The organism is Allobacillus halotolerans (assembly GCF_018967645.1).
Classification (GTDB): domain Bacteria; phylum Bacillota; class Bacilli; order Bacillales; family Alkalibacillaceae; genus Allobacillus; species Allobacillus halotolerans.
In genome coordinates, this window is sequence record NZ_JAHLZF010000016.1 from 17,851 (window position 1) to 34,486 (window position 16,636).

14 protein-coding genes are annotated in these 16,636 nt (G+C 40.2%); 1 reads left to right on the forward strand and 13 read right to left on the reverse strand.

The features are described from left to right. Positions 1-20 precede the first annotated feature (20 nt). The 13 genes from KQ486_RS10540 to flaG form a co-directional block, all read right to left on the reverse strand. Entirely contained in the window at positions 21-1,517 is a 1,497-nt protein-coding gene (locus KQ486_RS10540; protein WP_216687598.1) for a S41 family peptidase, read from the reverse strand. A gap of 180 nt (positions 1,518-1,697) precedes the next feature. Continuing rightward, the gene (locus KQ486_RS10545) at positions 1,698-3,218 is read right to left on the reverse strand and encodes a murein hydrolase activator EnvC family protein (protein WP_216687599.1); all 1,521 of its coding nucleotides are present in this window, start codon (positions 3,216-3,218) and stop codon (positions 1,698-1,700) included. Positions 3,219-3,299: 81 nt separating this feature from the next. Further along, positions 3,300-4,193 carry a permease-like cell division protein FtsX gene (gene ftsX / locus KQ486_RS10550; RefSeq protein WP_216687600.1) on the reverse strand — a complete coding sequence of 298 codons (894 nt, stop codon included), beginning with the start codon at positions 4,191-4,193 and terminating at the stop codon, positions 3,300-3,302. Then, on the reverse strand, positions 4,183-4,869 hold the full coding sequence (gene ftsE, locus KQ486_RS10555; RefSeq protein WP_144163521.1) for a cell division ATP-binding protein FtsE: 687 nt from the start codon (positions 4,867-4,869) through the stop codon (positions 4,183-4,185). Before ftsE ends, ftsX begins: the two co-directional genes overlap by 11 nt. 630 nt (positions 4,870-5,499) lie before the next feature. After that, positions 5,500-5,835 (reverse strand): cytochrome c551, encoded by a 336-nt coding sequence (gene cccB / locus KQ486_RS10560; protein ID WP_144163522.1) that lies wholly within the window; start codon positions 5,833-5,835, stop codon positions 5,500-5,502. 54 nt (positions 5,836-5,889) lie between these two features. Then, positions 5,890-6,991, reverse strand: a protein-coding gene (gene prfB / locus KQ486_RS10565; protein ID WP_144163523.1) for a peptide chain release factor 2 whose coding sequence is annotated in 2 segments (ribosomal slippage) — positions 5,890-6,918 and positions 6,920-6,991 — 1,101 coding nt in all. Because the reading frame shifts where the segments join, the coding sequence is not laid out codon by codon here. 1,170 nt (positions 6,992-8,161) lie between these two features. Further along, positions 8,162-10,672: a preprotein translocase subunit SecA gene (gene secA / locus KQ486_RS10570; RefSeq protein WP_216687601.1), complete on the reverse strand. Its 2,511-nt coding sequence runs from the start codon at positions 10,670-10,672 to the stop codon at positions 8,162-8,164. A gap of 895 nt (positions 10,673-11,567) precedes the next feature. Further along, positions 11,568-12,152 (reverse strand): ribosome hibernation-promoting factor, HPF/YfiA family, encoded by a 585-nt coding sequence (gene hpf, locus KQ486_RS10575; RefSeq protein ID WP_216687602.1) that lies wholly within the window; start codon positions 12,150-12,152, stop codon positions 11,568-11,570. Positions 12,153-12,305: 153 nt separating this feature from the next. Next, on the reverse strand, positions 12,306-12,497 hold the full coding sequence (locus tag KQ486_RS10580; RefSeq protein WP_216687603.1) for a hypothetical protein: 192 nt from the start codon (positions 12,495-12,497) through the stop codon (positions 12,306-12,308). Beyond that, on the reverse strand, positions 12,497-12,859 hold the full coding sequence (gene fliT / locus KQ486_RS10585) for a flagellar protein FliT (protein ID WP_216687604.1): 363 nt from the start codon (positions 12,857-12,859) through the stop codon (positions 12,497-12,499). Before fliT ends, KQ486_RS10580 begins: the two co-directional genes overlap by 1 nt. Next, positions 12,852-13,250: a flagellar export chaperone FliS gene (gene fliS, locus KQ486_RS10590; RefSeq protein WP_212367243.1), complete on the reverse strand. Its 399-nt coding sequence runs from the start codon at positions 13,248-13,250 to the stop codon at positions 12,852-12,854. The genes fliT and fliS overlap by 8 nt, the downstream gene beginning before the upstream one ends. 21 nt (positions 13,251-13,271) lie before the next feature. Then, complete coding sequence (locus tag KQ486_RS10595; protein WP_216687605.1) at positions 13,272-14,780, reverse strand: flagellar hook-associated protein 2; 1,509 nt, start codon at positions 14,778-14,780, stop codon at positions 13,272-13,274. 12 nt (positions 14,781-14,792) lie between these two features. Next, positions 14,793-15,161: a flagellar protein FlaG gene (flaG, locus tag KQ486_RS10600; RefSeq protein ID WP_216687606.1), complete on the reverse strand. Its 369-nt coding sequence runs from the start codon at positions 15,159-15,161 to the stop codon at positions 14,793-14,795. A 182-nt stretch (positions 15,162-15,343) separates the two neighbouring features. Here flaG and KQ486_RS10605 point away from each other — a divergent pair, with 182 nt between their 5' ends. Beyond that, positions 15,344-16,606 (forward strand): cytochrome P450, encoded by a 1,263-nt coding sequence (locus KQ486_RS10605; protein ID WP_216687607.1) that lies wholly within the window; start codon positions 15,344-15,346, stop codon positions 16,604-16,606. Positions 16,607-16,636: the final 30 nt, after the last annotated feature.

Below are 16,636 nucleotides of genomic sequence, written 5' to 3' on the forward strand. Positions count from 1 at the left end.
CCATCTTTTTCGTTTATTATTTAACTACCTGTAATTTCTTCTAAAGCACGTTTTAACTGAAGGTCGTTTTCTGTTTTTTCAACTGCTTCCAAGATTAAAGTTTCTAGTTTTTCTTCAGTCTTTTCATTGATTTCACCAGTTACTTTCAAATCATGCTCTTGCTGGAAGGTTTCAACTGCATCTGTTGTTTGCTTGTCGAAATATCCATCTGTCCGGTCCATTTCGTAACCTAAACCTTTTAGCATAATTTGAGCTTTCTCCACTTCAGCGTTATTCATATTGTACTTCAACGGTTCTTCCGTTTGAATGAGCGTCGTGTAGAAATAATCTGGCTGTTTCACTTCGATGGTAGGTTCGACACCGACTTCATTGATCTGATTTCCATGCGGACTGAGCCAGTTCATGACCGTAATTTTCAACATGCCATCGCCTAACTCCATCGCTTGCTGTACAGTACCTTTTCCGAACGTCGTTTCACCAATGATGTCTGACTCGACGACTTCTTTAAAGGCTGCCGCTAAAATTTCAGACGCAGATGCACTGCCTTCATTGATCAATACAGCAATCGGATAATCTTTTCTGCCTTGACCATTCGTATAATAGGCTTCACCTTTCTCGCCACGTCTTTCTGTCATGACGAACGGATCATCCGGACCGAGGAAGTTGGCTAAAATACTTTCGACTGAATCGAAAAGACCTCCTGGATTTCCGCGGACATCAATGACAAGTCCTTCAATATTTTCTTCATCTTCTAATTTTAATAATTGGTCGTTAAACTCTTTTGCCGTTCCTTCACCGAATGAACGGATTTCCAGAACCCCGACTTTCTTGCCATCCTGTTCCATCACATCAGAATAAACGGTCGTAAGCGGGATGGTATCTCTCGTGATCGTAATTTCAATCGTTTCTTCGTTGCCTGGACGATCGATTGTGAGGACGACATCTGTTCCTTTTTCACCACGAATGAGCGAAGTCGCTTCATAAACCGTGTAGTCCTCAACCGATTCACCATCCACCTCAATCACTCGGTCGTTCGGCCGGATGCCTGCCTCTTCAGCAGGGGAGCCTTTCAATGGCGCAATGATGGTAATATGCTCATTACGTTTGGTAACTTCAGCACCTATACCTTCAAAGCTCGACTCCAACGATTGATTAAACTGCTTCGTCATCTCGGCATCCAAGTATTCACTATAAGGATCATCCAATTTACTGACCATCCCTTCGATGGCCCCGTTCACGAGCTCTTGGCGTTCCACTTTGTTGACGAAATTAGCTTGAATCAGATCAATCGCCCGGTCCAGTGATTGAAATTCGGCCGGTGTTTCCGCTTTTTCAGACTTCGATTCTTCGTCCTGATCATTCTTTGAATCAGTCTCTACTTTTCCATCTGTTTCTTCCTGTGTTTCCTGGTCACTAGCTGTTGTATCCATCGCTTGCATCGTCAACCCCGTTGCGACGCCACCGATGAGCAGAGCGATCAAGATCATGCTTATAAACAACTTTTTACTGATATTCATTTGGTCACCTCAAAACAAGAAAGTTTGTCCAATTTCACTATGTATCGATTTTAACACCGATATATGATTCGAAGACGAGGCTTCATTTCGCAACGTCTATAAAAATAGATAAAAGCATCACACAAACTGTGTAATGCTTTTATCGTACTATAGGTCATCTCATCCGTAAATGAGAAAAACTTATCTGATTCCGAAACTTGCTGGATTTACTGCATTACTCTTAGAGTAATTCCATCCGCCTCGGTGAATTTCGAAGTGTAAATGCTGACCGAATGATTGTCCTGTGTTCCCCATGTTTCCTAAGTATTGTCCTTGGCTTACTGTTTGACCAGTAGAGACCGCTCGATTTCTCATATGTGCATAAACAGTCGTATACTTCTGTCCTTTAATGATATGAGAAACAAACACGACATTTCCGTAACTGCTGGAGAAATAAGAACGACTTACAATTCCTGAAGCAGCGGCTTTGACTGGCACCGTTCCACCTTGTGCGATATCTACACCTGGGTGGTATGAAGAACATCCACTACAACTTCTGTGACCGAATCCAGAAGAAATATAACCTGCTGCAGGTTTGATGAAACCACTGGAAGAAGTCGTTTGTTCAATTTCAGGACTTCCTGAATCGTTGTTGGATGAACCTGAATTGTTTGAACTTGAATTATTTGAGCTTGAGTTTGAGTTATTCTGTTTCTCTTTTCTTTTTCGTTCTTCTTCTTTTTGTTGCGCGATGAGTTTGTCAAAAGCAGATTTCTGGCTTCGAAGGTTTTCTTCTTTTTCAGACAAGCTCATTTGGTGATTATGTGCTTCTTCTTCTTGCTTTTCTAACTTCGCCATTTGTGTATCTTTCATGCCAAGTTGGTCTTCCAACTTCACAAACAGGTTGTCCAGTTTGGATTTCTCAGCAGCTAAAGAAGCTTTTTGAGATTCTAACTGTTTCTTTTCAGAAGCGACTTGATCGCGTTGTGCCGTTACAGTCTCTTTATCTTTTTCAACTTGTACTTTATTTTCTTCGACTTTTGTTTTATTTTCTTCGACTTGTTGTTTATTGTTCTCCAAGTCTATTTTCTCTTGGATATGTGTTTCTAGAATTTGATTGTCTTGTTCCATGATTTTATTGACAGCGACGGTCCGGTTAATAAAATCACCAAAGTTTTTCGATCCTAAAATCACTTCTAAGTATTGGATGTCTCCTCCATTTTTTTGCAGACTACGTAAACGATTTTTCAATAAATCTTCACGCTTCTCAATACTCGCTTCTTGTTCTTTAATTTCTTCTTTGAGTTGTTTGATTTCTTCTTTCAACTGTTTAATTTCATCTTGGAGTTCTTTAATTTTTGTTTCTAGTGTATTGATTTCTGCATTTAATTCATCGATTTCACTTTGTTTCGTATTAATTTGGCTTTCTTTCTTTTCTAGCTCTTTAATTTTTTTATCAATCTGGCTCTGTGTATTCGATGCTTTTTCATCCAGTTTATTGATTTCACTTTGTGTATTTTTCTGTTTTTGTTTAATTTCATTCAAGCGATCTTTCGCTTCATCCAGATCACTTTTAACTTCTTTGTGCTTCTGATTCACCTGGCTTTTCTCTTTCTGTAAGTCACCGATACTTTTTGCACTGACATCTGCTACTGCTGTTAGTTGAAAAATTCCTATGAACAAAATTGCTGCTAAGAATAGTTTTACCGTTTTTTTTCCCAACTTTTGTTCCCCTTTCAAATCTTTAAAAGATTAGTAGATTTGTTTGCTGTCTTTCTCTAGCGATGCTTGTATGATGGTTTTCTATACGCGCAAAAACTTACGAACGCTCATGACGCTTCCCCAAATACCGATGACAACGCCAATTCCAAGTAATATTCCTGAGATTTGCCAAATGAATGGATTCGCCGGTAATAATTCAAAGAATGGAATCGGAATTTCATCTGCGAATTGATTGTAAAGATAGTAATATCCACCAGCTACAACAGCTATCGGAATAATCGATCCAAGAACGCCCATCAAGGCACCTTCAACGAAAAATGGCCAACGAATGAAACTGTTTTTCGCTCCGACAAGCTTCATAATGCCGATTTCTGTCTGACGTGCGATAATCGTCATTTTAATCGTATTGGAAATAAGGAAAATCGCTGTCAACAGTAGTGCGCCGATGAAGATAATTCCAATCCATCTTGCAATGTCATTGAAGGCGATTAAACGATCGACGACATCTTTCATGTAATTGACTTCTTCTACGTTATCCATTTGTTCAATTTGATTAGCAACGCCTGCCAACTGCTCTGGTTCATACGTTTTTATATTAAAAGCGTCATTCAATGGGTTGAATTGTTCAAATAGCTCCCATTGATCGCCGGATTCACCCATATCGGAGATGAGCCCTTCCAGTTCATCTTCTTTTGATGAAAATTCCATCTCACTAATATCTGAGATTTCATTGATTTGTTTTTCCAATGCTTGAATGTCTTGGTCTTCAGCAGTTCTTTCTACGTAAACTTTCATCTGTGCTTCATTTTCAATGTTCTCAGCCAGCTGATTTAGGTTAAACATTAATGCGAGGAAAATCCCGACCAACACTAACGTTGTCGTTACCGCACCAACTGACGCTACCGTCATCCAACTGTTTCTGACTATATTTTTCGTGCCCTCTCGCACGTGTCTTCTCATTGTACTAAGCTTCATAACCGTATTCCCCTCGGTGCTCGTCTCTCACTATTTGACCGTTTTCCATAGCGATGACTCTTTTTCTAAGTTTGTTTACGATTTCCTGACTGTGAGTCGCCATAACGATTGTCGTTCCTCGTGTATTGATCTCTTCAAAAATTCGCATGATTTCCCAAGAAGTTTCAGGGTCCAAGTTTCCTGTTGGCTCATCAGCAATGACAATCTTTGGATTGTTGACAATTGCCCGGGCAATCGCAACTCGTTGTTGTTCCCCACCTGATAACTGGTTTGGAAGGAATCTTGCTTTTTGCTTCAACCCGACCATTTCCAATACTTCGAGTACACGCTTGTTAATTTTCTTTGGATTTTCTTCAATAACTTCCAACGCAAAAGCGACATTTTCAAACGCTGTCAAACGAGGAAGTAATTTAAAGTCTTGGAAGATGACGCCGATATCGCGTCGTAAGAACGGAACGTCCTTCAATTTCATGTCGGTCACATTCTTACCTTCAATCAAGACTTCACCTTTTGTGGCTAGCTCTTCGCGGTACATCATTTTAATAAATGAACTTTTCCCAGCACCACTCGCCCCTACAATATAAACGAATTCACCTGCATCTATATTTACGGTTAAACCGTCAACGGCCATAACGCCGTGGCTATATTCTTTATAAACATTTTTCATCTCTATCATAATAAGTAACACGATCCCCCTAGGATGTTTTTCGTTAGCTGTCGATTCTATGTGTTTTTTCTATCATTATAGGAAATCTAGTAGATTGGTCGTTTGATTTGTTTCAGGACAACCAACTAACTCTTAATTCAAAACCTATTATAACATCATTCGGCATAAATTTTACCCTTTTTAATATTACATTTTCATTTCAAAGTCATGTCTACAATCGTATTTACTAGGAGATTTGTCTCTTCTTTACGATTAACTCACTGTCTTTTGATATATATCGACCAGATTCCCTCTTTCTTTACATCAATTTTTCTGAATGAATCATTCAAATTACCTAAACATAATGTGGTGATAGGTCAAATGGAACAATTTAAATAGAAATAGAGTAGAAAGTTGAGGGGGTGATTAACACTGAAGGATGGATTTTTAACACTGAAGGTGGGTGAGTTAACACTGAAGATTGGGGAAATAACACTGAAGAAATGTGAATCAACACTGAAGGTCTAGGATTTAGCACTGAAGGTAGAGCAATTAACACTGAAGATCACACGATTAACACTGAAGATTCACAAGCGTATCCAACAAAAAACTACCCCATCCATTTTAGATGAGGTAGCTTGTTCAATACATCCATTCAATTTACTGTTGAACTAACCAATCAGCGATTTCTTCTGCATCGCCTTGTTCAACGTTTTGTGCTGGCATTGAACCTTTACCGTTTTGAATGATGTCTACGATTTCACTTGCATCGTAGTCATCTCCAACGTTTTCTAGAGATGGACCTGCTCCACCGGATAGGTCACCGCCGTGGCAAGATGCACAGTTTTGCTGGTAGAGCTCTTCACCTGCGCCAGTGTCGCCACCGCCAGATGCTGATTCTTCTCCACCGCCGTCTCCGCCACCGTCATCGCCGCCACCACAGGCAGCTAAGACAAGCATTCCACCAAAGATTGCAGTGAGTAACTTTTTCTTCATGTTTGTTGACCTCCTCATTATGTTTGTTTGTATGTTTCCCTAAACATCCAAAAGTTAATCAACTTTTGAACGTAAATAGGCATCAATAAATGAATCTAACTCTCCATCCATGACGGCTTGAGTATTGCCGTTCTCAAGGTTCGTACGATGGTCTTTCACCATGTTGTACGGATGGAACACGTAAGAACGGATTTGACTGCCCCAGCCAATTTCCTTCTGTTCTCCTCGAATTTCATCCATTTCTCGTTGTTGTTTTTCAATTTCCAATTGGTATAGTTTCGATTTTAACATTTTCATCGCTTGTTCGCGGTTTTTGATTTGAGACCGTTCCGACTGGCAAGTAACAACAGTACCTGTCGGCTCGTGTGTAATCCGGACGGCTGAGTCGGATGTGTTGACGTGCTGGCCACCGGCACCACTCGAACGGTACGTATCAATGCGCAATTCCTCTGACTTCACATCAATTTCAACATCTCCGGAAAATTCCGGGACGACTTCACATGATGCGAATGAAGTATGTCTTCTGCCTGAGGAGTCAAACGGTGAGATCCGCACTAGTCGGTGTACACCTTTTTCAGCTTTTAAGTAACCATAAGCATTATGCCCTTTGATTAAGAGCGTAACACTTTTAACGCCTGCTTCATCTCCGGGTAAATAATCCATCGTATCGACTTTAAAACCTTTTTTCTCAGCATATCGCGTATACATCCGGAGTAACATCTCTGCCCAATCTTGAGACTCAGTTCCACCGGCACCCGAATGGATCTCTAAAATGGCGTTATTTTTATCGTAAGGCTCACTCAGTAAAATTTCAAGTTCGAAGCTGTCGAGCTCCTTCGAAAAATGTTGAATGCTTTCATGTAAATCATCAAAAAGCTCTTGATCATTTTCTTCTTTGATTAATTCATAGGAAACATCGAGATTTTCAAGTTCCTCTGAAAGCTTATCGAGCTCTTGAACCGTTTTTTTTAGGCCATTCATTTCATCAATCACTTGCTGGGCGTTATCTTGATCGTCCCAGAAGCCTGGTTCAGTCATTTGGATTTCTAACTCTTCAATGCGTTTACGCTTTTCAGGTAAGTCAAAGTGACCTCCTAAAGTTTTCTAAAGTCTCATTCATTTTATCGATTTTCTGTTTGATTTCTGTTAAATCCATACTTTCACCTCTGTTGATTATTGTTTACATTTACCCGTATTATAACACGACTAAACAAAACTAAAACTGAACAATTCGTTACAGATGGTTGGATTTCCCAGTCAATTCATTAAAAATAGTGCCTTACACCTAGAGGTTTTGCAACTTGAGTTTATTTTATTTACGATTCAACGCAAAATTTGTGTGACTTATTGTGTGGATTTGCGACCAATATTCGGATATATGCGCCGGCTAGATGTAGATATGCACCTTTTTTTTCGTGAGTTAGGAATGTTTTGCGCTCTATTCAGTTTTATTTGAGACCAATGGAACCGGATATGCGCCCGACTAGAAGACTTATGCTACCAAATTTCGGATATATGCGCCCTATTGTACGATTTATGTGACCAAAATGAAAAAATATGCCCTCAAACCAACAACATCAGTGATAATCCAACTAAAGATGAGTCATCAGCTACATTAAGCAAAATACCAGTAAGCCCTCAACATATTCAGTATGTTATGCGCCCTATTCAGTTTTATTTGAGACCAATGGAACCGGATATGCACCCGACTAGAAGACTTATGCTACCAAATTTCGAATATATGCGCCCTATCGTACGATTTATGCGACCAAAATGAAAAAATATGCTCCCTAACCAATAACATCAGTGATCAATCCAAATAAAGATGAGTCATCAGCTACATTAAGCAAAATACCAGTAAGCCCTCAGCATATTCAGTATGTTATACGCCCTATTCAGTTTTATTTGAGACCAATGGACTCGGATATGCGCCCGACTAGAAGACTTATGCTACCAAACTTCAGATATATGCACCCTATCGTACGATTTATGTGACCAAAATGAAAAAATATGCCCTCAAACCAACAACATCAGTGATAATCCAAATAAAGATAAGTCATCAGCTACATTAAGCAAAATGACCAGTAAGCCTTCATCATCTTCAGTATGTTATGCGCCCTATTCAGTTTTATTTGAGACCAATGGACTCGGATATGCGCCCGACTAGAAGACTTATGCTACCAAATTTCGAATATATGCACCCTATCGTACGATTTATGCGACCAAAATGAAAAAATATGCTCCCTAACCAATAACATCAGTGATCAATCCAAATAAAAAAAGTCGAAAAGCTGGGAAACCAGCTTTTCAACCTTTTAGCATTTCATTATTTTCCATGACAGTGCTTATATTTTTTCCCGCTGCCACATGGACATGGTTCATTACGTCCGACTTCTTTTTTCTTTACAATCGGTTGGCGCTTTTTCTTTTGATCTTGGCGTCCGCCCGCAATCGCCTCGGTACCTGTCGCGACAGCTTGACGTTGCAAGTTTTCTCGAATTTGTGCCTTCATTGCATATTTAGCAACTTCTTGTTCGATGGAAGCAATCATCTCTTCAAACATCGAGAAGCCTTCCATTTGGTATTCCTGCAATGGATCGTTTTGACCGTATGCACGCAAATGAATTCCTTGGCGTAGTTGGTCCATCTGGTCGATGTGATCCATCCATTTGCTGTCAACCGTACGCAATAGGATGACTTTTTCAAATTCACGCATTTGATCCTCGGTCAATTCTTCTTCACGAGCATCGTATTTCTCTTGTGTTTTTTCAATGACCCACTCAATGATCTCTTCTGGTTCTTTTCCTTTAAGATCATCAACAGAGACTTCATCCTGGTTCAACACGTTCGCTTGTAAAAATTCAGCCAGTGCTTCGAGGTCCCAGTTCTCATCGTCTTCATCTTGCGTATAGGCATGCACATTCCGTTCGACTGTTGAACGAATCATACCTTCAATGATTTCACGTAGACTATCGGACTCAAGCACTTCTTTCCGCTGCTCATAAATAATATCGCGCTGTTGACGCATAACATCATCATAAGCAAGTAGCTGTTTACGCGCATCAAAGTTATTCCCTTCGACTCGCTTCTGAGCCGATTCCACTGCTCGGGAGACCATTTTACTTTCAATCGGTTGGTCTTCTTCCAAACCGAAACGGTCCATCATCGATTTCATATTGTCTGATCCGAAACGGCGCATCAATTCATCTTCCATGGAAAGGTAGAACTGAGAGACACCTGGATCTCCTTGACGACCCGAACGTCCACGAAGCTGGTTATCAATCCGGCGTGATTCATGTCGTTCTGTTCCGATAACGGCCAAACCGCCAAGCTCTTTTACACCGTCACCTAATTTGATGTCTGTACCACGACCGGCCATGTTCGTCGCAATCGTTACGGCACCTTTTTGACCCGCTTCCAAAATGATTTCAGCTTCTTTAAAGTGGTTCTTTGCGTTCAAAATATTGTGCTTAACGCCAACCTTTTTCAAGAAGTTTGAAATCAATTCAGACGTCTCAACGGCGACCGTACCAATCAAAATCGGTTGTCCTTTTTCGTGGCGCTCTTTCACTTCTCGAACGAGCGCTTGGTATTTCCCATCAACGGTTTTATAAATCAAATCCGCCCGGTCATCCCGGCGAATCGGTTCGTTCGTTGGAATGGAAACGACCTGCATATTGTAAATATTACGGAATTCTTCTTCTTCCGTTTTTGCCGTACCGGTCATCCCGGAAATTTTTTCATACATCCGGAAGAAGTTCTGGAAAGTAATCGTCGCAAGCGTCATACTTTCCTTCTGGATCGGCAAGCCTTCTTTCGCCTCGATTGCTTGGTGAAGACCATCACTATAACGACGGCCTTTCATCAAACGACCCGTAAATTGGTCGACGATGACGACTTCGTTTTCCTCAACCACATAATCGGTATCTTTACGCATGACGACATGCGCTTTCAACGCTTGGTTAATATGATGCGTCAATGCAACATTATTTAAATTATAAAGGTTTTCGATATTGAAATATTGTTCAGCTTTCGTGATTCCTTGCTCTGTCAGCTGCACATTCCTTGTTTTTTCATCATACGTATAGTCTTCTTCATTTCTTAATGTCGAAGCAAACTGATCCGCTTGTAAATAATTGGACTGTGATTTTCGCTGAGACCCAGAAATGATTAATGGTGTTCGCGCTTCATCAATTAAAATCGAGTCAACCTCGTCAATGATCGCAAAATAAAGTGGTCGCTGCACCATTTTTTCTTTATATAACACCATATTATCGCGTAGATAATCAAAGCCGAATTCATTATTCGTACCATACGTAATATCTTTGGCGTATGCTTCACGCTTTTCGTCTTTTGATAAACTATTCGTATTCAAACCGACTGTCAGACCAAGCCAATTATATAGCTCACCCATCTCATTCGAGTCACGATCGGCAAGGTAATCGTTCACCGTAATGATATGAACGCCTTTTCCTGTAATCGCATTTAAGTATGCCGGCATGGTCGAGGCCAATGTCTTACCCTCACCGGTTTTCATTTCCGCTATATCCCCTTGATGCAAAGCAATCGCACCAAGCAGCTGGACGTAGAACGGACGCATGCCTAGCACACGTTTCGAAGCTTCACGCACAACCGCATACGCTTCCGGCAACAAGTCATCCAATGACTCGCCATCTTGATATCGTTTTTTAAACTCATCCGTTTTTTCCTGTAACGCATAATCAGAAAGCTGCTGCATCTGTGGTTCTAGTTCTTCTATTTGATCCGCAACTTTTTCTAGTTTTTTCAATTGGCGACTATTTCCATCACCAAAGACTTTCGTCAATAATTGCTTCATATATCCTCAACCCCAAGATTAAATTTACACTTGCACAACATTAATGATAACACTAATGAAACCACCATGACAACAATCCTCACCTGCATAAACCCGTCGCACTGCCGGCCAAAAATCGACAAGCAATTGATATTTACACTAAAGAAAAAATGGTTGACTGGGGCAGTAGTCAACCATAACAAGACCATTAAGCGGATGGTTATTTGGAATTGAGGAAGGAGTAGGATTTCGGCTGAAGGATTTCTGGAGCGTTCGTTGTGGAGGTATAAACACTCAGATGGTCTTCAATGACAGATATTTTTTCATTAGACGCTGCGACAATGCGCATTAATTGTACGATGATCTCGTTCTGTTGATTAAGCTTTTTCTCGAGACGTGAACAACTGGGGCAAGGTTTGACATTGCACATCTCGTATTCCCCCCTTAATGATCTTGCATATCTTAGTTATATCACAGAGTGTTGAGCAATAAAAATCGCTAAAATGCTCGCATACCAGGGTTTTAGGACACTTTTTGTCTAGAATTTGAGATAAGTGAGCAGAAATCGATTGGAAAAATGATTTATCTACAAAATGAAAGTTTTTTAAAATTTTTTGTGGGTGAATAGGATATGGACCCAAGCGGTTGAAATATGTGCTCATTGATTGTGAAACCCTCACAGTTTAGCAGTGGGATGCGCCTCAATGACGCAGATATGCTCCCTAATTAGATGGATATGAGCCTCACTAATGATATATGTTCCCTCATTTGATCGATATGTGCCCGGATCATCGAGATATGCTCCCTAGGATAGAAAATATGTGCCCGATTTGAAAATATATGAGCCGTTCATGTTCGAGAAAATAAAAATAGCCTCAGTCCAGCAATCGGACCAAGGCTATCTGATGTAATGCCATTAAGCATTCGGCTCAATCAAACCATATCTTCCATCTTTACGTTTGTAAACGACATTCGTTTCACCTGTGTCAGCACTTTCAAATACGTAGAAATTATGTCCTAACATATCCATTTGTAGTGCCGCTTCTTCAGAATCCATCGGTTTTAGATTAAATCGTTTTACACGAACGATATCCACTTCACTATCTTCTTCTTCTGCTTCATCTTCATCTAATAGCAAACCACCATTGGCGTTTGCTTCTCTTTCCATTTCAGCAAATACGTATTTCGCAGCGCCTTTTTGACGGAACTTACGATTCACTTTTGTTTTGTACTTACGAATTTGTCTTTCCAATTTATCTACGACTAAATCAATTGCAGCGTATAAATCGTTATGTGCCTCCTCAGCGCGCAGAACCAAATCTGTCATTGGGATCGTCACTTCAATTCTTTGCCCATCATTATGAACACTTAAATTCACATGTACTTCAGAAGTAGGCGTTTGATCAAAATAACGCTCCAATTTGCCGATTTTCTTCTCGACGTAATCCCGAATCGCATCGGTCACCTCGATATTTTCACCACGGATATTATACTTAAACATAAGCAGGCCTCCTTTTAGTCGTATGTATATATTATTCTACCTTACCCGCTCATAATCCTCCATAAACTCGACTTTTATTTTATTCTTTATAGTTAAGATTCATGATTTCGACAAATTTCCCGGGAAATAAGGGGGTTGCTGGACTATTGAGGCTCAGGGCTGATGATCTTCTTTAATGTACAAACCTTTTCGTATCGTCCCTTCATAATTCAAACTCACTTTTTGCTTCACTCGCTCAGTACCTTGATTTGTATGCAAAGCATTGGCTTGAATACCGAGTAAATCCATTTGTTTAGAGCTAAAAAAAGTAGCATCCATCTCATGAATGCTACGTCGTTGTCTCATTATTTCCGTTTGTCCAAAAAAGCTCCATCAGGACTCTTCATTTTGCTGTATGGATTGGTATATTTCATGTTGGTATCTTTCTTTTTCTTCAGTATAATGATTTCACGTTTAAAGCTATCAAAGTACTGGTTCACCATGCGATTAAGTTGTTGATCAAGCTCGATTACTTCATCAATAATCGATTGCTGCGTTTTTCTCTCTTCATCAGAAAGATTCAATTCTTTCAGCAACTCATCACGTTCGTCAGCAGCTTGCTCGATCACTTCAATAAAAGTCTCGTGATCATGCTCAGCTGCTAACTTTTCAACTTTCTCAATTGTTCCTTCGAGTAGATTCTTAAGCTGAATGAGTTGTTTATCCATTCACAGGGACCTGCTTTTGTTGTTTATTTAGCTTCAATACTTCTTTCCACGTATCGCGAAACTCACTGACCAAGCCCTCTACTTCTGATAAAATCTCCACATCATTTTTAATGTTCGCCTGAATCAATTGACGGTTCATATAATCATACAACGGGCGCATTTGATTGGAAATTTCCACCTCAGGATTCAACGTAACCATCAGTTCATTGATGATATTCTGAGCTTTTTGGATATTGACGTTTTTCTGCTCAATATTCTCGTTTTCAATGCCCTTTTTTGCGAGTCGAATAAATTTCAAGCAGCCGTTATATAGCATCATCGTCAACTCTCCTGGGCTGGCAGTTTGTATGGAATTTTGCTGGTAGGCTTGATGTGGTTGTTGGTAATTCATGATAACACTCCTACTGGGTTATTATTGGCCACCGTTTAATTGGTTCATTAACTGGGCAGATTGCTGGTTCATACGCTGAATCGCTGTTTCCATCGCAGTAAATTGTTTGTAATAACGATTCTCGACTTGAGCCAAGCGACGTTCGAAGTCTGTAATTCGCTCTTCCATCCCGAGCAACTCACGACCCATTGTATAAGTCTGTTCCGTCCGGTTTTCGTTCCCGGCTTTATCCGTGATTCGAGAGATCATATTGTCGAGATTATCTTCGACACGGTTGATTAATCCTCGTGAATCATCATTTGCAGAATTTGAAAATAATCTTCTAACATCCTCCGAATTATTTTCAATCGCTCCTCGAAGTTTGTCTTCGTCAATCACTAACTTTCCGTTATCCCGATAGTTATTGGACGTTGTGATCCCAAGATCCGCTAAGCGGTTAAACGCTCCATTTTCATTCTGTACATTCGAATAAAATGCCGTACGCATACCCGTCATGCCACTTTGAATGATATTGTCACTTCGAAGCAAACCACTTTTCGCTTTTTCCTCCCACAACTCGATTTCATTCTCAGACATATCGTCCTTTTGCTCTTCGGTTAATGGAGGAAAATCACGATGCCGTTTTTCGCTCGTTTTTTCGGACGTGAATTCAATTAATTCGTTGTATTTTTCGACAAACTCAGTGATCTTATCAAACGTCTTTTGTGTATTTGTCCGTACATTAAGGACTGCATTATCAACTGTCTGATGAAATTGATAAGTGACGCCATCGAGTGTGTATGAGTTTTCTTTAGACGTTAACTCAACATTGTTATAGGTGAATTTAGCATCTTCTCCACCGTATTCTTGGCCAGTGAGTTTTAGGGTTTCCGTGAAAAAAGAACCCGCATCGCCAGCGCCGAATGTGATTTCTGCTCCGTCTGGGTTGAAATCACCCGAAGCGGTGCGTTCCATGAAAACTTTATCAGAGTTTACATCATAGTAAGCACGTACAGCTCCGTCAGATGCTTCATTAATTTTTTTGAAGACATCATTTAATGAATCATCTTCAGCAATCGTGATTTCATGTGGGTTAGCTTGTCCGTTTTCACCATATGTCTGAAAGGTAAACGTTTTCCCAGATAGATCTGAAAAGCGCGCGGCTAAGGCTTCGTTTGGGTCAATCTGTTCTCCATCTCCTGAAATACCTGTCTCTGAAACCCGCATCGCCTTCGAAGCCAGCTGACTGACAGAAATCGAGTGTGTTCCTTCTTTAGCTGCACTTGTTGCTGACGCATTTACACCGATTGCTGATGTCGTAACTAGCTTCGACTGGTAAGCATCAGAAAACTTTAAATCCCTGAACATATTTTTAAACTCAGACAGCTTCGAATTGACTTCACGATAAGCATCGCGCTGCCACGTCAGCCATTCCTGATCTTGTTGCATCTTGGTCATTGGAATACGTTCAGCTTTCATCAAATCTGCGATGATCTGATCCGTATCCATTCCAGATGCAAGTCCACTCACACGCATGGTATTGTTAATCATAAGAACACCTTCCTACACTTTCTCATCAACGATAAAGCCCATAAATTCTGCCATCGCCGCATACATATCAAGCATTTTTTTCGGCGGAATCTCTTTGATGACTTCATCGGTATTTTTATCAATAACGGATACATAATAACGGTCTAGCTTGTCATGAAGTTCAAACTTAATCGATGTGTGCATCGGTTCAATAAAATCATTAAGTCCCTTTACAAGCTCTGCTGCTTCTTCTTTTGAAACTGATTCTTCTTTTGAAACTGATTCTTCTTTTATTGTTTGCTGCATGTCCGGATGTTCTGGTTGCTTGACCTTCACCGATTCATGAGTTGATGCCGGTTGCTGCAAAATAGGAGAACTTTTGAGTAATGTGTCCAATTTCATCCTATTTGCTCCTCCACTATTCTTTTTAATTATATCGGAACATTGTGCTAAATGTTTAACTTTTGTGGAAAGCATCTATGGATAATTTAAGGATCTTCAATCCAAATTAAGGAAGATATCGTTTGAACTACTGCTTTCAGGGTATAAATGGAATAGAAGCATTAAAAAAACGAGGTGTTAGCATGACTAGAAGATCAAGCATTCCACGGGAAGTCGGATTAGACCATACGAAAGATGTTCTCCGAGAAGGCTATCAATACATTCCAAATAGAAAAAAAGCCTTTCAATCGGACTTTTTTGAGTCACGAATACTCGGTGAAAAAACGGTTTTTATGAGTGGCGAAGAAGCAGCGGAACTCTTTTATGATACGGATAAATTTAAACGAGAAGGCGCTGCACCGAAAAGAGTTCAAAAGACATTATTGGGCGAACATGGTGTGCAAGGATTGGATGGACCGATCCATCGCCACCGTAAAGAAATGCTCATGAGCTTAATGTCCGAAGAACGTCTGCAAGCGTTAGACCAGACGATTGAAACATACTTAGAACAATACATCGATAAATGGGAAAAGAAAAAAAGTATTCAATTATATGATGAAGCGGTAGAGATGATTTTTCAAATTGCTTGTGATTGGGCTGGAATTCCACTTGAACAGCATGAAATCAGAAATCTCGCACCTAAGACAGCCGATTTGTTTGAATCGCCTGCGACCATTGGAGTGAAACAATTTAAAGGACGGAATTCGAGAATTCAACTGGAAAACTGGGCGAAAGATTTGATTATGAAAACCCGTGAAAAAGAAATTCATCCACCTGAAGAGACTGCTTTATATGTAATTGCTTGGCATAGAGACTTGGAAGGTAAATTAGAGGACATTGAAGCGGTTGCCGATGATTTGTTGAATATTATCCGCCCGATGGTTGCTATATCGATTTATGTTACCTTTACGGCTCATGCTGTTATTCATCATCCAAAAGAAGTAGAGAAATTACGAGCGCATGATGACCGAGATGCTTATAAACGATTTATTCAAGAAGTTCGGCGCTTTTATCCATTCTTTCCATTTAACGTAGCTCGTGTGAAAGAGGACTTTGTTTACCGAGGTCATGCATTTAAGGAGAATGACCAAGTGATCTTTGACTTTCACGGAACAAATAACGATCCGAAGATATGGAACAATCCTGATTTGTTTACACCCGATCGATTTAAAGATTGGGATGGTAGTCCGTTTAACTTTGTCCCACAAGGTGGAGGAGATTACTTAGGTGGACATCGCTGTGCAGGTGAATGGATTACGATTCGAATGATGCAGATTTTCTTGCATTATTTTGTGGAGAAGATTGATTTTGAAGTGCCTCCGCAGGATATGAGTTATAGTTTAGTTCATCCACCGACAATGCCGAAGAGTAAAATTGTGATGAAGAATGTGAGATGGAAAGCATAAGCAAGAAAAACGTCCAAAAGCCGGAATAGC